At 40.6% G+C, this 18,917-nt stretch carries 19 protein-coding genes; 12 read left to right on the top strand and 7 right to left on the bottom strand.

Annotation, left to right across the window (positions count from 1 at the left end; genetic code table 11):
- Positions 1–12 precede the first annotated feature (12 nt).
- Positions 13–765, top strand: a complete 753-nt coding sequence (locus ACO6S2_RS09000) for a formylglycine-generating enzyme family protein (RefSeq protein WP_422362166.1) — start codon at positions 13–15, stop codon at positions 763–765.
- A 134-nt stretch (positions 766–899) separates the two neighbouring features.
- Entirely contained in the window at positions 900–2,150 is a 1,251-nt protein-coding gene (locus ACO6S2_RS08995; protein ID WP_422362165.1) for a tetratricopeptide repeat protein, read from the top strand.
- 241 nt (positions 2,151–2,391) lie between these two features.
- Here the strand turns inward: ACO6S2_RS08995 and ACO6S2_RS08990 are convergent, their stop codons facing one another.
- Positions 2,392–2,946, bottom strand: a complete 555-nt coding sequence (locus ACO6S2_RS08990) for a hypothetical protein (RefSeq protein ID WP_422362164.1) — start codon at positions 2,944–2,946, stop codon at positions 2,392–2,394.
- Between the two features lie 238 nt (positions 2,947–3,184).
- Positions 3,185–3,934: an SDR family oxidoreductase gene (locus ACO6S2_RS08985; RefSeq protein ID WP_422362163.1), complete on the bottom strand. Its 750-nt coding sequence runs from the start codon at positions 3,932–3,934 to the stop codon at positions 3,185–3,187.
- A gap of 112 nt (positions 3,935–4,046) precedes the next feature.
- Between ACO6S2_RS08985 and ACO6S2_RS08980 the strand changes: the two genes are divergently transcribed.
- Entirely contained in the window at positions 4,047–4,952 is a 906-nt protein-coding gene (locus ACO6S2_RS08980; protein WP_422362162.1) for a LysR family transcriptional regulator, read from the top strand.
- Here ACO6S2_RS08980 and ACO6S2_RS08975 read toward each other — a convergent pair.
- Positions 4,930–5,649, bottom strand: coding sequence for a porin family protein (locus ACO6S2_RS08975; protein ID WP_422362161.1), 720 nt, complete (start codon positions 5,647–5,649; stop codon positions 4,930–4,932). The two genes, ACO6S2_RS08980 and ACO6S2_RS08975, sit on opposite strands and share 23 nt — an antisense overlap.
- A 66-nt stretch (positions 5,650–5,715) precedes the next feature.
- Positions 5,716–6,192, bottom strand: coding sequence for a hypothetical protein (locus ACO6S2_RS08970; protein ID WP_422362160.1), 477 nt, complete (start codon positions 6,190–6,192; stop codon positions 5,716–5,718).
- A 227-nt stretch (positions 6,193–6,419) separates the two neighbouring features.
- Here ACO6S2_RS08970 and queD point away from each other — a divergent pair, with 227 nt between their 5' ends.
- The 7 genes from queD to ACO6S2_RS08935 all read left to right on the top strand — a co-directional run bounded on the left by queD (position 6,420) and on the right by ACO6S2_RS08935 (position 13,171).
- Entirely contained in the window at positions 6,420–6,776 is a 357-nt protein-coding gene (gene queD, locus ACO6S2_RS08965; protein ID WP_422362159.1) for a 6-carboxytetrahydropterin synthase QueD, read from the top strand.
- Positions 6,777–6,784: 8 nt separating this feature from the next.
- Entirely contained in the window at positions 6,785–8,026 is a 1,242-nt protein-coding gene (locus tag ACO6S2_RS08960; RefSeq protein WP_422362158.1) for a peptidase U32 family protein, read from the top strand.
- Position 8,027: 1 nt separating this feature from the next.
- Positions 8,028–8,267, top strand: a complete 240-nt coding sequence (locus ACO6S2_RS08955) for a ferredoxin (RefSeq protein WP_422362157.1) — start codon at positions 8,028–8,030, stop codon at positions 8,265–8,267.
- A 108-nt stretch (positions 8,268–8,375) separates the two neighbouring features.
- A complete protein-coding gene (locus ACO6S2_RS08950) occupies positions 8,376–9,083 on the top strand; it encodes a Crp/Fnr family transcriptional regulator (RefSeq protein ID WP_422362156.1) in 708 nt (235 codons plus the stop codon).
- A 100-nt stretch (positions 9,084–9,183) separates the two neighbouring features.
- On the top strand, positions 9,184–10,677 hold the full coding sequence (locus tag ACO6S2_RS08945; RefSeq protein ID WP_422362155.1) for an MFS transporter: 1,494 nt from the start codon (positions 9,184–9,186) through the stop codon (positions 10,675–10,677).
- Positions 10,678–11,000: 323 nt separating this feature from the next.
- Positions 11,001–12,278 (top strand): alginate export family protein, encoded by a 1,278-nt coding sequence (locus tag ACO6S2_RS08940; RefSeq protein WP_422362154.1) that lies wholly within the window; start codon positions 11,001–11,003, stop codon positions 12,276–12,278.
- The gene (locus tag ACO6S2_RS08935; RefSeq protein ID WP_422362153.1) at positions 12,275–13,171 is read left to right on the top strand and encodes a type IV pili methyl-accepting chemotaxis transducer N-terminal domain-containing protein; all 897 of its coding nucleotides are present in this window, start codon (positions 12,275–12,277) and stop codon (positions 13,169–13,171) included. The genes ACO6S2_RS08940 and ACO6S2_RS08935 overlap by 4 nt, the downstream gene beginning before the upstream one ends.
- A gap of 26 nt (positions 13,172–13,197) precedes the next feature.
- Here ACO6S2_RS08935 and ACO6S2_RS08930 read toward each other — a convergent pair whose 3' ends face one another.
- Complete coding sequence (locus ACO6S2_RS08930) at positions 13,198–13,515, bottom strand: hypothetical protein (protein ID WP_422362152.1); 318 nt, start codon at positions 13,513–13,515, stop codon at positions 13,198–13,200.
- Positions 13,516–13,564: 49 nt separating this feature from the next.
- Positions 13,565–14,494, bottom strand: coding sequence for a LysR substrate-binding domain-containing protein (locus ACO6S2_RS08925; RefSeq protein WP_422362151.1), 930 nt, complete (start codon positions 14,492–14,494; stop codon positions 13,565–13,567).
- Between the two features lie 103 nt (positions 14,495–14,597).
- Between ACO6S2_RS08925 and katG the strand changes: the two genes are divergently transcribed.
- Both katG and ACO6S2_RS08915 read left to right on the top strand, forming a co-directional pair.
- Entirely contained in the window at positions 14,598–16,793 is a 2,196-nt protein-coding gene (gene katG / locus ACO6S2_RS08920; protein ID WP_422362150.1) for a catalase/peroxidase HPI, read from the top strand.
- Positions 16,794–16,869: 76 nt separating this feature from the next.
- Complete coding sequence (locus tag ACO6S2_RS08915; RefSeq protein ID WP_422362149.1) at positions 16,870–17,406, top strand: hypothetical protein; 537 nt, start codon at positions 16,870–16,872, stop codon at positions 17,404–17,406.
- A gap of 62 nt (positions 17,407–17,468) precedes the next feature.
- Here the strand turns inward: ACO6S2_RS08915 and ACO6S2_RS08910 are convergent, their stop codons facing one another.
- The gene (locus ACO6S2_RS08910; protein WP_422362148.1) at positions 17,469–18,860 is read right to left on the bottom strand and encodes a M48 family metalloprotease; all 1,392 of its coding nucleotides are present in this window, start codon (positions 18,858–18,860) and stop codon (positions 17,469–17,471) included.
- Between the last annotated feature and the right edge of the window lie 57 nt (positions 18,861–18,917).

Below are 18,917 nucleotides of genomic sequence, written 5' to 3'. Positions count from 1 at the left end.
TAAAAAATGGTCATGAAAAAGTTTTTAGTTACTCCAACATTTCTACTTATCATCCAAATGATCGGGTATGCTCAGACTCATGGTGAAAGCAAAAAATTTGAAATCAACGACACCTACTCCATAGAGATGGTATGGATTGCTGCAGGCCAATTCCTAATGGGTAGTCCTGAATCTGAATCCGAACGGAATCCGAGTCGCGAAAAACAACATCAAGTGACTCTCACTAAAGGTTTTTGGATCGCTAAAACAGAAACAACCCAAGCCGTTTGGGAATCCGTGATGGGCGACAATCCCGGCAAAATCAAAAGCCCCAATCACCCTATAGAATCAGTCAGTTGGGATGATACTCAAAAGTTTATTAAGAAATTAAACAAACAAGGTGCTCAATTTCGTCTCCCTTACGAAGCAGAATGGGAATATGCCTGTAGAGCAGGTAGCACTGGCGCCTATGCCGGCGACAGAGATGTGATGACCTGGCACTCGGGCAACTCCGGACGCACTACTCATCCAGTAGCCAGTAAAGAGCCAAACGCTTGGGGACTGTATGACATGCACGGCCATATTCTAGAAATGTGTCAAGACTGGTTTACTGAAGATGTAAGTACCTACAACTTCGACCCAAAGGGACCAAAAAATGGAACCAGAAGAGTTCAACGTGGCGGACAATATACAGGCAGAATTCGGCACAGCAGGTCTGCAGACAGGCAATCCGGATTCCCTAATCAAAATGCCTTTTTCGTAGGCTTTAGACTCGTCCATGATTGAACGCTAGTCAAACAAACTCTGTAACAAAAACGGACACTTCATTTGATAATAATGCCTTAAAAGTATCCTAACAAGATATTTATAGCTTTAGCACAGTTATTGCAACACTGATACAAAACCAAAATAAAACTCAAATGACAAAGTGGATTTCAACCCTCGCCGTAGCCTTTCTTATCTCATTTAATACCTTCAGTCAAACGCACCAACCCTCTCTTGAAGATTGCAAACTGATGTTTCAAGATTACTACTACCTCAAAGATTGGAAAAAAGCTCAGACCAATCTAGAGTATATCATTGCTAACAGCCCAGAAGAAGGAGAAAAATACTACATCAAAGGCGTGAAAGTGTATGAATACCTGATGAAGGGAACCAAAGCGCAGGATTCTATAAAAATCTATCAGCAAAAAGCGCTTGACCTCTATCAGAATCGTTTTTCCATCTATGGAAAAAATGATCAGGTGCAAAACCAATTTCTCTCTTCCATCTATAGATATTGGATCAAATATCCTGCAAAATACGACAGCTTAGCTTCCTTGTTTCAAGTAAGGTTTGATGAAAACATGGGTGGCGTATCACAATCCAACATGCTAGCCTACTTCGATGTGATGCGCCGCACAAAGAAATACAAACAACCTGTGGATGAAACATTGGTACTGAGTAATTATGACCGGATAGCCACTCAAATTAGAGAGCAGGGAGACGCCAAGGGCTACCTAGAAAAAATAGACCAGATGCTGCTTCAAGCAATAGATTTGAATTGTGAAAAGGTAGAGGAAATCTATGGTCAATCACTGACGGAACCAGCACAAGCTAAGCGCTATCTCAATATGATTTTTAGAATGGACTGCGAAGTAAATAATAAGGCACAAGAGGCAATAAGTGTAGTGCTAGACACCGATCCCGATTACAAATTAGCCATGTATGCCGCGAAAAAAGCCACCATCGACCGTAGGCTCAGCGATGCACAACGGTACCTGGGTATCGCTTTGCAGCAAGCCACATCTTCAGATCAGGAAGGCGACGTGTATATGGAGCTGGCCAAAACCATGACACTCAAAGAAAAGAAACAAGATGCTTATCAATATGCAAAAAAGGCAATCGCCAAAAACAATAATATAGAGGCTTACAAGCTAATTGGCAACTTGTACATGTCGAGTTTCAGTGAGTGTGTGGGTGATAAAGACATTGTAGCTCGAAGGGCAGTTTTCATCGCCGCCTATGACAAGTTCAAAATAGCTAAAGATAAAAAAAACATGGCTCTGGCTGAAGCACAATTTCCGACCATGGAGGAGATTCATTTCAACAGCTACGAACTGGGACAGTCCGTAATTGTGGATTGTTGGTTCAAAGAAGAAGTAGTAATAGCTAGGCGGCCGGTTCAGTAGAAAAAATGGCTAACTAACATTTCCAAAGTTTAAAACTTTGGAAATGTTTCACCCAAGATAGATAAGTTGATGATTCTGCAATACAAGGACGATCGGGCGGACGCCCTGTCCTAATTTAGGCCTTAGGATCACTGCGCTTAACCTAAGACAGAGAGGTACAATCTACACCAAGTCTCCTCTTTTTTTCATTCTATACTTAAGTGTAAATCAACACACTTTACAAAAGTGAGCTGGTTGGACATTATTCCATCGTCATCGAATCCAACCTGTTCAATTTTGAGTTATACTGATACCCACAAGGGACATAATCTCTTCTTAATGTTGGTGCTCCCTTATCTATAAAAAAAGCACTTCCAGGACATCTTGTAAGTTTCCATACTTCAGGATGATAAATCATGTTTTCTTCATGAGAATATGTAATATTAAATAGTTCAGAATACTTTTTAATTGCTTGAAAAATATCAGTTCTCAAATATCTTGCTCCACTTGTATATATAAATATTAAGTGGTCATCTACCGATGATAAAAAACTTGGATACCCACTAATTTCAAAATACAACTCCCTTTCATGACTCAGGTAAACAACCTCTCTGCCTCCAATCGAAAATATATTTAGCGAAATGTAGGTGAATTCAGGATCAATCTCATTTTGCTTTATATAACCTTTGACTATACTTTTGAGTTCTTCATCTACTAGTTCTACCATAAACCCATCAGGTAAGACTGGATCATCCGTTTGCGCATTTTCTCTACATGAAATAACTAATAAAACAAATAATAGAATAAAGTATCTCATTTTCTTAATAAGCTTTCGCTTCCATTTGACAAAAATATTGTTTCTCCTACTAGATTTAGAATACCTCAATATGATTCCATCCAGACTAAAACCAAAGAAGTAGATTGTATCTACACCTAGACCATATATATATAAGACTGCCAAAGCAATAAAACAAAAAACCCTGACGGAATCCGTCAGGGTTTCAAAACCTCCCGATCCCGATAGCTATCGGAATCGGACTCAAACTACTCGCCTTTTAGCCAATAAACTTGGCAAATTCTCTTTCAATAGTTTTTGGACTTGTACCATAGCCAGCACCTAGTTGCTCAGACATCACATCTGGATAGATATCTTCGTGTCCGGCAATTAAACCATCCACTACAGCCTTAGCTACATTTTCAGGTGTGTCCTTACCCATTTCCATATCCTTGGTCATGTCTGTGTCGATCGCCCCAGGATAAACACCTGATACCAGAATGTTGCTCTCCGCCAATTCTGCTCTGTACCCTTGCGTTACACTATGCACGGCAGCTTTAGTTACTGAATAAGTACCAATCACCGGCATATTCGCTAGTCCAGCCAAAGAAGATACTACTGCAATAGCTGCCGTTTCTTTCTGCTTCAATCCATCTACAAAAGCATTCGTCAAGCTGATCACACCATGCACATTTACAGCTAGCTGATCTGTTAAGTTGGCCACAGCCTCATTCCCCAATAAGCTGTCGAATTTCAAGACACCTGCATTATTGATTAATATTTCCACATCTGTGGCCATCTTTACCGCTTCTGCAATTGATGTTTCGTCCGTCACATCTAATTTCAACGGCACCAATTGGTCACCATATTTTTCTTTTAGAACCACCAAAGTTTCAGGATTTCTCGCTCCAGCATAGACCTTCTTTGCTCCTCTTTCGAGCAACTCCACTACGATTGCTTTTCCGATTCCTCTGTTGCCACCACTTACTAATGCTACCTTTCCTTCTGGATTAATTTTTACTTCTGACATCTGATTATTGTTTTAGTTTTTAAAAGTTGTAGGCTAGGAAACGGAGTTGAACAGAAACCGGATATAAATTTTTATCGTAAAATTGTATTCGTGATATTAAAATATTTATAACATGATCAACCTGGAATGGCTCCGAACTTTTCGCGCCGTATACAAAACCAAATCACTGAGCAAGGCAGCTGAGATGCTCATGGTCAGTCAACCCACCGTAAGTCAACAGATATCTGCTTTGGAGTCTCGTATGGGGAAAAAACTATTCGAGCGAAAGTCCAAAGGAGTAAAAGAAACCGAAGTAGGCCAGATGCTGAACACCATGATCTCAGGCTCCATTGAGGCACTGGAAGATGTAGAGCATAAAATCATTAAACCCGACTCTAATCTTAAAAACATATTAACTATTGGTGTCTCACCCCATCTCTACAAAACCACATTTTGCCAAAATATTTTAGGTCTTGGTGAATACGTTCACCTTACCTTCAGCACCAAACAGCAACTTATTAGAGACGTAGAAGAAGGCAATTTGCTTTATGCCATAGTGCCAGAAAAACAAAATACTTATGATACGTTCTGTCATCATTTGACACCTCAAAATGTAGTTCTTGTTGGTACTCCAGATATTGATTTCAGTGAATTAGAAAAACTATATAAGAAAAGCCATCGTATGGCCGAGGAATGGCTAGCTCACCACAAATGGTATGCTCACGATCACAACTCTAGCTTTATAAAAATTTATTGGCTCAATGTGTTTGATAAGAAAAGACCTGCCATTGTTCCCAACTATGTGGTACCCAACGAGTATGAAGCTTTATATCAACAAACCAGAGGATATGGGTTATCCATTGCCTTCGACAACGTGGCTCAACACTTTGTAAACGAAGGCACCTTACAAACCTGTGAGTTGAAAAAAGTAAACTATCGCGACTTGTATTTGATTGCGAACAAGAAAAAATCAAAAAAAGACGAAACGGATAGACTATTGAATATTTTAAAACAACTTAATCAACCTGTTCGCTCTTAACGGCTTTTCCCTTGCCTATCGGAATCGTACAGTACACGTACCAACTTCGATTCCTGTTGGCGTCACCTAAATTGTTTTTTCGCACATCAACCAACCCTTGATAGTAGCGTACTCCTAGATTCATACCACCTGGCTTCAACTTATATCCAACACCACTAGTAAATCCGGCATCCAGTCGTTTGTAATTGTCTCTTTCGTCTTCTCGATAGACCACATCATTTCCATTTAAATCATAGTGGTAGAAAGTAGATGCCTTATGCCGCAAGGCCACCTGCGGCCCTAACATCAAATGTATCTTGGGAGTAACGTTATACTTCATTAGTAATGGCACCTGAAAATATTCTACTTTTAGCCTAGCATCTGCACCCACCAGTACATTATCCAAGCCTGATATACCGGTTATTGCTGGATCTAGGTTGGTATACTCCATTCCCGAGGCGGAAATAACGTTTACAGAGGGGTTAAACACCCATTTTTCACTTAAAATGAAATCAAAGTAAAAACCTAAATGCAAGGCACCAAAATGACTACTTCCATCCACACCCGATTGATTAGCTGATGAGAATCCACCGATCAATCCAAACTCCAATTTATCAGAGTTCAATTTATCTCCGAGTAACAGGGATATTAGTACCTGAGACTGAGCTGAAAAAGAAAAACCAACAACTAAACAAAATAATAGAACACACTTTTTCATTTGAAACAATTTGATCGAGCTCTAAAAATAAGCAATCAAATCCTTTCACTGCCACTATGATCAGTATTAAAGGGTAAATTTCACTTCAGCTAGCATAGCCCTTCGAAGCATGAGGCGAAATGTTTTATCTGTGATTTCCAACCAATTGACTTTCATAGCCAAGAGCAACTCACGTCCCATCTTATAATTGGAGAATCCATAGTAGTTCGCCACTTTCTCTAACACAGCTTTGTCTTTTACCCTTTTTGCTCTGGTCAGCTTTTGAATATCTGTAAGTACTTTTTTAGAAGAGCTTAAAATCAAGGGTTCTCCAGTAGAAGAAGATATCACATAAAGGCCAGACAAATCATTCAGTCTTCCCGTTTTGTCCATGATGGTTTTAAGACCATTGCCCCTTTTCTGAAAAATACTAACGTCGTGACCGCTCGACAGCTTTCGCTTAAAAAGCTTAATCTTAGAAGTCAACTTCAGAGAATGATTGAGCTGTTTTGCTGGATATCTGGCTGCAATTATATCTAGTCTGTTTACGAATGAATGTTTCATGGCTTTACCTTTTATTGCAATAAGTACCATTTTCATTCCAAACAATAGAATATCACCTCACTGGCCTATGGTATCGATTCTACATCAGGTAAGTCTAAATATGAGAAATAAATTCCCCACCAATGCACGCTAAAGCCACAGAAGTCCGTTCCTTACCATGATTTTATTGATTCATTTTCAAGGTTGAGTGAAAATCACCTAACTTCGCGGATTAAACAGCAGGTAAGATGGTTATTTACAAGAAGTTCGCATTTGATTCAGCTCATTTCCTCCCTAACGTACCGGAAGGACATAAGTGCAAAAATATGCATGGTCATACCTATCATCTGACTGTTTATTTGGAAGGTGATTTGGATACTGAATTACAGTGGGTAATGGATTTCAAGGAATTGAAAGACGTGGTTAAACCTGTGATTGAGCAAATTGACCATCAATTATTGAATGATATTAAGGGGCTAGAAAACCCAACAGCTGAACGAATTGTAGTGTGGATCTGGGAGCAGATACAACCTAAGTTGCCACTTTTGAGTAAGTTAGAATTGAATGAAACTCCAACCTCCGGAGCCATTTACGAAGGAAAATAAAGACGACAATGGAAGCAAAAAATCACGATATTGAAATCATGGCACCTGCGGGCTCTTACGAGAGTTTACATGCAGCCATCAAAGGTGGAGCAAACTCTATCTATTTCGGCGTAGAGCAATTGAACATGCGTGCCCGTTCGTCTAACAACTTTACACTGGACGACCTCAGAAAGATTGCCGAAATCTGTACGGAGAATAACATGAAGTCTTATATCACCCTCAACACAGTGATGTATGATCATGACATGAATTTAATGCGATCCATCGTAGATGCAGCCAAAGAAAGTGGTATTTCGGCCATCATTGCTTCCGATCATTCCGTAATGAACTACGCTAAAAAGATTGGCTTTCCAGTTCACATCTCTACTCAGGCCAATATAAGCAATATAGAAACGGTGGAGTTCTATGCCATGTATGCCGATGTAATGGTAATGGCCAGAGAACTCAGTCTGATGCAAGTAGCAGACATTACGCGAGAAATAAAGAAAAGAAACATTACGGGCCCTGCAGGTGAATTGGTCAGAATTGAGGTATTTGCTCATGGAGCTTTATGCATGGCCGTTTCGGGTAAATGTTACTTGAGTTTACATTCTGACATGGCTTCTGCCAACAGAGGCGCCTGTGTACAAAACTGTAGAAGAGAATATACCGTCAAGGACGAACAAGGCAACGAGCTTAAAATTGACAATGAATACATCATGAGTGCCGCTGACTTGTGTACTATCGACTTTATGGACAAGGTAGTAGAAGCGGGTGTTTCTGTATTCAAAATAGAAGGTCGAGGCAGAGCTGCCGACTATGTCTACACTACCACCAAGTGCTATAGAGATGCCGGAGATGCCATCAATGAAGGCACTTACACCTCTGATAAATTTGAACACTGGAAGACCGAGCTGGAAAGAGTCTACAACCGCGGATTCTGGGATGGATATTACTTGGGGCGAAAAATGGGCGAATGGAGTGAAGTTCATGGATCCAAAGCCACAACTAAGAAAATATTCCTTGGCAAAGGTGTAAAATACTTCAACAAACTCGGTGTGGGAGAATTCCTCATGGAAACTCATGCACTAGAGAAAGGTGATGAGATTATGATCACAGGACCTACTACAGGAATTGTGAAAGCGACCGTAGAAGAAATGCGGGTAGCTGATGCTGCAGTTGACAAAGTAAAAAAGGGTGACAGTTTTTCTATCAAGATCGAAGAGACCATTCGCCCTTCTGACAAACTTTATAAAGTAGTTCCAGCCTAACATGCACAAAATCACCCATTATCGTGACCGATGCATTGGGTGCAATGCCTGTGTGGAGATCGCACCGGACCGCTGGCGCATCTCCAAAAAAGATGGGAAATGCACATTAGTTGGAGGTAAAGCCAACAAAGGCATCTTCCACGCCGATATTCATGAAGTAGAACTGGAAGAAAACAAAAGAGCTGCTATTAGCTGTCCGGTGAACATCATCAAGATCGATGGCAAACTGCCCAACCCTTAACCTTTTCTCCTCATAGTCTTCTACAGTTCATAGGCGAATACCTTACTGCCTTTTGTGATTTACGTAGTTTACATGTAATTTTACGTAATTTTACGTAAATTAATAATCATGGAAGGAGCAGTTTGCATTACCTGTACCAATCAAGACTGTATTATCAAGAAGAATAGTCACGACAAAGATGTTGAGCAATACTTGAGCAAAAAACATACAATTCAGTGCAAAAAAGGCCAGCAGTTTATACTGGAAGGAGCCCCCGTTCATGGACTCTATTTCATCAATAAAGGGAAGGCCAAAGTAGCTAAAACAGGGTTTCAAGGCAGGGAACAAATCGTGCGATTTGCTAAAGACGGTGAAATCATTGGACACAGAGGATTTGGCATCGGAGAGTCTTATCAGATTAATGCAGTTGCACTAGAAGACACCGTATTGTGCAATTTTCCGAATGAACTCATGCAAGACATGCTTCACCATGCCCCTAACCTAACATATGATTTTATGCTGTTTTATGCAGATGAGCTAAACAGAAGTGAAACTAAGGTCAAAAAATTTGCACAAATGACCGTGCGGGAAAAAGTGATCGATGCCGTCCTATACATTCATAGAAAATTCGGACAAAGCGATGACTACCTCAATATTCAGCTCTCTAGAAAGGAAATTGCAGACTTTGCTGGCACTACAGACGAGCAGGTGATCCGTGTGATTTCAGCCCTCAAAAAAGAGAAACTGTTAAGAGCTTCAGGGAAAAAGCTGGGTATCATCGATATCGAATTACTAAAAAGAGAGATTTCAGAGCACAATTTCTTTCTGGACAGCTAATAAAACCTGCGATATCGCAGGTTTGACTTTGTAAATAACCATACTATCCGAAGTTTTTTCGCACTTACTTTGTACGTATTACTACGTATTTATAATAGTCATGGGATTTCAAGCACGTCAAGCCAACAAGACATTATTCATAAACACTCTGGCCTTCACCATTTGCTTTGGTGCATGGATGCTCAACGGCATCTTAGTCACCTTCTTGGTTGATAATCAAGTATTCGATTGGACTGCAGTAGAAATTGGTTGGCTATTAGGTATTCCAGTATTGACAGGAGCCATTTTCAGATTACCTGCAGGTATCCTCACGGACAAATTCGGTGGCAAGCCTGTTTTTACCGGACTATTACTCATTTGTGCTATTCCACTCGTCCTACTTTCTTATGCGGATGGTTTTTGGTCGTATGCGCTTTGCAGCCTCGGATTTGGGCTCGCAGGTACTAGCTTCGCAATAGGTATTGCCTTTAGCTCCGTTTGGTTCCCAAAAGAAAAGCAAGGAACAGCACTCGGTATTTTTGGTGCTGGCAACGCAGGAGCTGCAATTACGACACTCGTGGGACCAAAAATACTCGACATTCTCACTGATGGAAAAACGAACCTAGAGGGCTGGCGACAAATGCCACTTATCTACACAGGTTGTCTCGTATTGATGGCGATTATATTCTTCCTTTCAACCACCAACAAAAAGCCTGATGGAGAGGCACGTAACATTCCGGTATTACTCAAACCTTTGAAGAGTGTTCGCGTGTGGAGATTTGGCTTGTACTACTTCCTAGTGTTCGGCTGCTTTGTGGCATTCGCAGGCTGGCTCGTACCCTACTACACCAATGTGTATGGATTTGATTTGGCCACAGCCGGTATCTTAGCATCATGTTTTAGCATACCTTCTGGCGTAATCAGAGCATTTGGTGGTTGGCTTTCAGATAAGTTTGGTGCAAGAGCTGTTATGTACAGAGTCTTAGGCGGCAGCATGATAATTTCACTTGCCTTGCTTCTTCCGCGCATGGACATCTACTCTGCTGGCAAGGGGCTTTCAGCTGCACAAAGTGGCACTATTACAGCCATTAGTACGGATTTCATCACCATCAACAATCAACCCTACCCCATCATTGCTAGAACTGCCAAACTTGAAAATGCTGAAAACGAATTTCATTTTTGGCCCATCAAAGAAACCTGGCAGGAGCCGATAGTTTCAGTCGGAGACAAAGTGACAAAAAAACAGTTGCTCGCTGAAGGCATTACTCATATTTACTTCCAGGCCAACCCTTGGATATTTTCTATCCTAGCCATTCTACTAGGTTCTATTTGGGGTATTGGCAAGGCGGCCGTCTACAAGCACATCCCTGATTACTTCCCTAATGAAGTTGGTGTAGTCGGAGGCATGGTCGGTGTATTAGGAGGACTAGGAGGATTTATCTGCCCTATTATTTTTGGATACTTATTGACAGGCACAGGATTGTGGTCGAGCTGCTGGCTACTCATGCTCGGACTGTCAGTGGTTTGTCTTGGCTGGATGCACAGCATCGTACAGAAAATGAGCGACGAAGCTTCTCCTAATTTGAAGGAGAACTTTGAAGTAGCAAATAACTAAACCGAGTACATTCAAGAATTTCATAAATAAAGCATCTAAGTAGATCAGGTCTTCATAATAGTGAAATTGAAAACTGTATCTTCATTAATTGGTAAACGGGAAGCCATTGAAGAATACTTAGTCCATTCATGCAAACTACCTAGTTTTAGTCGCACCAAGGCCAATAGTTGCTATATCGCAGGTTAAAAACCTGACAAAAAATGAAAAAAGAGCTGTCACAAATCATTTCTTGCTCAAGAACACAGAAGTAGGTTTGCATTATCAAATTACGTAATAGCCAACAATGAATTGGTTATAGAAATCATAATCAAACAAACTTTATCATGAAGAATCTACTCTTATCGCTGAGCATCATTTTAATTTCGGCTACCTCATATGCCCAATTCTCCTTATCCGCAGAGATCAACGCTAGATCAGAATTTAGAAATGGCTTTAAGAAACCAATAATGGAAGGGCAAGACCCAGCACTGTTTACAGAGCAAAGAACGAGACTCTATGCTAATTACGCATCAGATGAATACGAGATCAAAGTTACACTTCAGGATGTTAGAATGTGGGGAGCTGATGGCATTGTAGACAAAGACTACAGTGGTTCATTTGGAATTGCTGACGCCTGGGCACGTTACTATATGTCCGATAATTTTTCTTTAAAATTTGGTCGTCAAATGATTTCTTATGACAACCAACGAATGTTTGGAGGTTTAGAGTGGGCCATGCAGGGATTAAGACATGACGCCTTACTTCTTATGTATGAAGACACCCTGGGTCTCAAAGTGCATGCCGGAGTGGCCTTCAATCAAAATCCAGCTACCGGGGCAGAACCCGTAAGACTAACAGGAACGTACTATCCGTCCTTCACTGGCAACGGTCCCTATCACCCTACAGGAAACTATAAACATATGGAATACGCCTACCTCAACAAAAAATATGAAAACGGAAGCATCTCTGCCTATTTGATAAATGACGCCAGACAGTATGGACTAGAAGACTCTGTGGCTAATCGACAGACCTATGGCTTGATGGGAATGAAGAAAGTTGGAAATGTGAAATTGAATGGAGAATTCTTTTATCAAGGAGGTAAAATAGCTACTTCTGATTTGAGTGCTTACATGTTTTCTGTATCGGCTACTCTAAAAACTAATGCGACGCCATTGACTTTCGGATATGATCACCTGTCTGGTCAAGACACTGAATCTTCGAAAACAACCGTATTTAGCCCGCTATTTGGTACTAATCACGCATTTTACGGATTTATGGATTACTTCTATGTAGGTAATGGTCACAACAATGTCGGGCTTCAAGACTTCTACTTAAAGACTAAATTTAAATTAGGAAAAGGAGCCTTGCTTGGCCATGTACATCAATTTCTAGGAGCCAGCAAATTCTTTGAATCAGACGGTACCACAGAAGCCAGCGCATCACTAGGAACAGAATTTGATTTGGTATATGTGACCCCAATGCGAAAAATTGGAACCTTCAAAATAGGTTATTCTCAAATGTTTGCCACTGACAGCATGGATCTCATAAAAAACACCGGCAATTCAAAATCTCTCAACAATTGGGTTTGGGCACAGCTCATTATCAAACCTAAGTTCATATGAAAAGAATAACATTTCAATATCTAATGTTTTTGGGAGTTCTGACGCTAGCCGTAGTAGCCAGCCAGATACTCATACAGCGCACCATATCTGATAGCAAAACGGATTCCCGAATCATCAATATTTCGGGAAGACAACGAATGCTTAGCCAAAAGATCACAAAAGCCGCGTTGAAGCTCCCTTTGACCAAAACGAAAGAAGAATTCAATCGTGCGAAGTCTGAATTAACGGATGCAGCAAAACTTTGGACGACCTCTCATCAGGCACTCAAATATGGCAGTGAGCTATTGGATGTAAGTGAAATGAATAAGTCTATATTTTTGGAGAGATTGTTTAATCAAATACAACCTTACTTCCTCTCTATCAATGAGGCCGTTGACAAGATAAGTCAATTCAATTACGCTCATATTAAGTCTGGAACAGTACCGGCACAAATGGAGGAAGCAATTCAGGTGGTTTCTGATAATGAAGAAGGTTTTCTGAAATTGATGAATGATATCACTTTTGACTATGACAGAATGGCTTCAGCTAAAGTGGAGAAACTGTCAACATCTGAATACTACCTTTTGGCAGGCACTATACTCCTGATAGTGCTGGAAGCATTTTTCATATTCCGCCCAATGATTAAGACTTCAAAACGAAAAGATCATGTCATTTCGGAGTTCAATGATTATGTACAGCAATCTATTTCCGTGTTAAGACAAACTCATCAGGAGAAAGAACTAGCTAACGACACGTTAGCAGAGGCCAACGAAAAAATTGCAGCACTTTCAACATTCAACAACAATTTACGCAAGCGCATCCGGCAAACCAAAAACGAATTCGATGAGAAAATTGATCAGCTCGAAAAAGAAATGCAACAAATAAAGAAAACTGCTTCACCCGAAGGAAGTTGAAGCCAATTCAAACTATCTAATATAGATTACTTGGGTGGTAAAGAAAGCACAAACTCATAACTCTGCTGAAGATATTTTGCAGCCAAATTCATATCATCTAACATCGATTCGGGCACTACCACATACCCCTTCATCACTGCACCATAGGACCTAAACAAAGATGATTTATGCTCCACAATAAATTTCTCACCGTCTTCCTTCGATAACCGAATGCCAATTTCACCTGCTTTATTTAACTGAGAAAACATATGGCCATTGGCTGAAGTGAACAACATATTTTTCCCTTTCAATTCAAAATTTGAATTAGTAGCGACTAGTTGTTCATATAATGCTTTAGGATCCATCGACATGAGATTAAATTACAAAATCTCGCATAAAATATCAACCTACAAATTACTTCCAATCTAAACTGACCACTTCCTGCTTATTCAATAATTGATCTGGTACATTTTTTTGTATTGAAGATTTCAAACGATCAATTACGGATTCTTTAATATAACTATTGTGCACTACTATACTCACTTCTCTCACTGGCTCCGGCGCAGAAAACCTACGGACATGTATATCTTCTTTATCACTATTAATAGAGAGTTCAGGCACCAAAGTATATCCTACGCCCCGCTTCACAAGACTTTTCAAAGCCTCAATAGAACCACTTTGGTATTCGAACCCAATAGAAGATCCATGTTTGGCATCGCTACAAATTGAAAGCGCCTGTTCCCTAAAACAATGCCCTTCATCCAAGACCAATACCTCACTGGGGTCAAGATCATCAGCGAGCATAAGCTTTTCTTCCAGGAAGCGGTGATTTTCGGGTAAGTAGAGCAAAAATGGCTCATAGAATATGGGAATTTCTCTTATGGAAGACTCCTCAAGAGGAGTCACCAAAATACCAATATCAATTATCCCGTTTTCTAGTTGTGAGATAATCTGACTGGTCTGCAGCTCCCTTATTTTCAAATGAACTTTAGGATTCTCTCGAATAAAATCAGGCAAAAACAGGGGCAATAGATAAGGAGCCAATGTAGGTATTATCCCGACAGTAAATTCACCTTCCAATGACTCTTTTTCATGCGTAACGAATTCCTTGAGTTGTTTAGATTCTCTCAAGATTTGTCTAGCCCTTAGGATAATCTCCTTTCCGATTTTTGTAGGCTGAAGTGGTTTTTTGTCCCTATCAAAAATCCTAACTCCTATCTCGTCCTCAAGTTTTTTGACCTGCATGGTCAAATTAGGCTGAGACACATAACAATGTTCAGCTGCACTTACATAGTGCCTGTACTCATCCAGCGCTACGATATATTCAAATTGCTGTAACGTCATATAAATTTATATTATACAAGTATAATAATTATTGATTTGAATAATATCTTTTAATTGACCAGATTTAAAGAACATTGAATTCGAAAATAATAAATTTATAAAAATGGAAAACAATAGCAATGGTGCAGGCAAATGTCCCTTTCATGGCGGACAGCTGAATCAAACCGCAGGAGGTGGAACATCAAATCTGGATTGGTGGCCAAACATGTTAAAGCTCAATATTCTTAGACAAAACTCAAATCTTTCAGACCCTATGGGAGAAAGTTTCAGCTATGCTGAGGAGTTCAAAAAACTTGATCTAAGTGCTATAAAAAAAGACTTATATGATTTAATGACAGACTCTCAAGATTGGTGGCCGGCAGATTACGGACATTATGGTCCATTATTTATTCGTATGGCTTGGCATAGTGCTGGCACCTACCGTATCTCCGATGGACGAGGTGGAGCTGGTACTGGCACACAACGCTTTGCTCCATTGAATAGCTGGCCCGATAATGGCAATCTTGACAAAGCTCGTTTGCTACTTTGGCCCATCAAACAGAAGTATGGCAAGCAAATTTCCTGGGCAGACTTGATGATACTAGCTGGCAATTGTGCCTTGGAGTCTATGGGGTTTAAAACATTTGGTTTTGCCGGAGGTCGAGCAGACGTCTGGCAGCCAGAAGAAGACATCTACTGGGGTGCAGAGACCGAATGGCTCGGAGACAAAAGATATCACGGTGATCGTGATCAATTGGAAAACCCTTTAGGTGCCGTTCAAATGGGATTGATTTATGTCAACCCTGAAGGTCCAAATGGAAATCCTGATCCCTTGAAGTCTGCTCTAGATATAAAGGAAACCTTTGGCCGCATGGCCATGAATGACGAAGAAACCGTTGCCCTAGTAGCAGGTGGGCATACTTTTGGCAAAGCGCATGGTGCTGCCGACCCTGAAAAGTATGTAGGCAGAGAACCTGCTGGTGCAGCGATTGAGGAACAAAGCATGGGGTGGAAAAACACCTTTGGAAGTGGACACGGGGACAATGCCATCACAAGTGGTATAGAAGGTGCCTGGACTCCTAGTCCGACGCAATGGAATAATGAATACTTCGATGTATTGTTTGGTTATGAATGGGAGCTCACCAAGAGTCCAGCTGGAGCTCATCAATGGACACCAACTGCGGCCTCAAATGCAAAAATGGCACCTGCTGCGGGAGATTCTTCAAAAGCTCAAGCACTCATGATGACCACCGCTGATATGGCATTAAAAATGGATCCAGTTTACGAACCCATTTCAAGAAGGTTTCATGAGAATCCAGAAGAGTTTGCAGACGCCTTTGCCAGAGCTTGGTTTAAACTTACGCATAGAGACATGGGACCAATCGCAAGATATCTGGGCTCAGAAGTACCATCAGAGGAAATGATTTGGCAAGACCCTATTCCAGCAGTCTCACATGCATTGATCAATAACCAAGATACTTCCGACTTGAAAGCAAAGATTATTTCTTCGGGCCTGTCTGTATCAGAACTAGTCACCACGGCATGGGCCTCCGCATCCACATTCAGAGGGTCTGATATGAGAGGGGGTGCCAATGGTGCTCGTATTCGATTGGCACCTCAAAAAGATTGGAAAGTCAACAACCCTGCTCAGCTAACCAAAGTCCTTGAAAAGCTGGAAAGTATCAAAGAAGAATTTGGCAAGGAGGTTTCACTGGCAGATCTTATTGTACTAGGTGGCTGCGTTGGACTTGAGCAAGCTGCAAAGGGTGCTGGGTATAATATTTCAGTACCGTTCGCCCCTGGGCGTACAGATGCCTCTGAGGAACAAACCGACGTAGATTCCTTCGCAGCTTTAGAACCTAAAGCGGATGGGTTCAGAAATTACAAGAAAGACGGTTATACGGTATCTGCCGAGGAGATGCTAGTGGATAAAGCACAGCTCCTTACTTTAACAGCTCCGGAAATGGCAGTACTCATCGGCGGTATGCGCGTACTGCAAACGAATTTCGATCAATCGCAGCATGGCGTATTTACCCAACAGCCTGGTAAATTAACCAACGACTTTTTCATTAATCTCCTTGATTTAAGTACTACCTGGAAAGCCACTTCTGATGCACAAGAGGTATTCGAAGGACGTAACCGAAAGACTGGTAAGGTACTATGGACTGGAACCAGAACTGATTTGATATTTGGATCAAACACCGAGTTAAGGGCCATAGCAGAAGTTTATGGGTCTTCGGATGCTCAAGAGAAGTTCTTGAAGGACTTCGTGGCTGCCTGGGATAAGGTTATGAATTTGGATCGATTTGATCTAAAATAGTCATACATATATTAAGATGGAGTATAGCGTGTTAATAAAATAGCACGCTTACTTTTCTCTACTGAGACACTAAAAAATGATACACCTGATCTCAATTACTGGTCCAAGTGCAAAACACTTCTATTTGGAAGAAGAGTGTACTTCTGACTTCAAGTCTCTGATGAGAACAGTTACTTCAGGTCGGGTGATGATTGTATCAACTAAGTTCCGATCGGACTTGTTTTATAGTGCTGAAAAGGCTCAAAACGAAGCCATATTAAAGCTGTGGGCCCTTTATGGTAAGGTCGAATTACGGCAATCGCCGGATAATGGTATTGCCACATTTACAGGACGAGAAGCTTCATTTTCTAATTACTTCCTATCTATCAATAAACTATCCTTAACATGGCACTTTTATCGGTTGTATCAAAGAACATTCTGCCAAACATTTAACGATGACCAGCACAATCCTATTACTCTGATCGTAGCGGGTATTGATCAGCACCTGATGAAACACCCCTCAATCAAAAGAGAAGCTCTTCTAGACTCCAACATTGCAGTAAAACCAACACTTACGGAAGATACGTTCTCGCTGGCCATGTACATTATCAATAGCGAAACGCATGCGAATTAATTAACCTCAGCCAACAAGCCAAGATAGTCGTAGATAGACACCTTATTGACAGCCTCATTTTTTTAATCTAGTTGTAAAACCTTACCAAATCTATCCTGATGTATATAGCGAATTTTTGACACCTCATTATCCTTACTCATTCGCTTGCAAATGGAGGCCAATAGCCTATAATGTTCAGCTTCTCCTTGATCAAAATTCCTAGACATTCCTAGCATGTTATAAGTCAGGCCTGCAAGATCCTGGTAGGAAGTATTTCGTATGAAATTATGAACCAGTTTGAGATCTGAGGAGTAACCAACCGTATACCTTGAAAAGCTCATATCAAACAATCCATCTCTTTTATCGTCATGTATTTTAATCATCACCCGAGCGATCAGCGTTGATGTCATTTTATCATCAGGAAATTGATACTTGAGCTTCAATGCCGAATAGAGCGCCTTGGTATACGAATTTGTCATCATACTCGCCTCAACCACTTCATATGCCGACGTCTTGTTCAAACGAGTCAGTCTCGTTTGCTGGACGGCCTCCTTCTTGGCATGTTTGGATATTTGATCCGAAAGTTTTGCTAAACGTACTGGCATCTCAGGGTGAGAGATAATAGAATCGACATCCAGAAAAAGAACTTTATTTTTCTCTTTATCAAAAATATCTAAATCTTCTCTGAGTAAGGCTTCATTAAATGGGGCTGCTTTGGAATGAAAAGGTTTAAAAAGGCGAAGCCCAAGCTGCTGGTGTTTGGGATTCGAAACATCGATTTTGACCAAAGCTTCTAATGGTGCTTCTTTACTATTGTAAGCATTGGAATAAATAAGGTAACCAAGTGAATCCGCTTCTCGCTCCTTCTTTCGACTAAAAGATGCAAAACTGTAAATTTCCTTTTTCAAAGACTCCATATCTTCCAATTTTGCATCTGTAGTCACAATCCTCTTAATGTCTGATTTAAGTTTGTCCTGATCTATCAAGATCAATTTTTGATAAATATGATCCAACTCCAAATGAGCAATTTCGTGACTAAGTATAAATGCCAATTGCTCTTCACTATCGATGGTGGCCAGTAGTCCATTGTTCAAAATGATCGAACACCTACCGAGCGCTTTGGCATTGACCACGGAGCTCTTGTCCACCACGACATGAATAAATTCATTTTTTAATTCATAATGGCTTGTCAATTTATTTTTAATACCATAGACATAGCTACTCAAAGAAGGGTCATCATAAAATTGTCCCTTTCGAATCAGCTTCACCATCCCATCTTCCACCTTCTTATAATAAGGTAAATTGTATTCATATTTTTTCTTATTCGTGTTTTGATAAGCCTTGTGTCCCAAATATTCATTGATCATCCGAGTGGATGCTCCGGAGCTCAATTTTCTCCTTTCAGGGACTGGTGACTGAGCAAGACCAAATTGCGCCACGAAAAAAAATAACAAGAGCAACGTATAAAAATTCATGTATGTACGCATAAAAAAGCTTCGCCTATCAACTGGCGAAGCTATCATTAGTTTTCT

It is taken from the genome of Reichenbachiella sp., from assembly GCF_965233835.1.
Lineage (GTDB): Bacteria > Bacteroidota > Bacteroidia > Cytophagales > Cyclobacteriaceae > Reichenbachiella.
The sequence above is the reverse complement of the archived record's forward strand: the minus strand, read 5'-3'. Positions and strand labels throughout refer to the sequence as shown.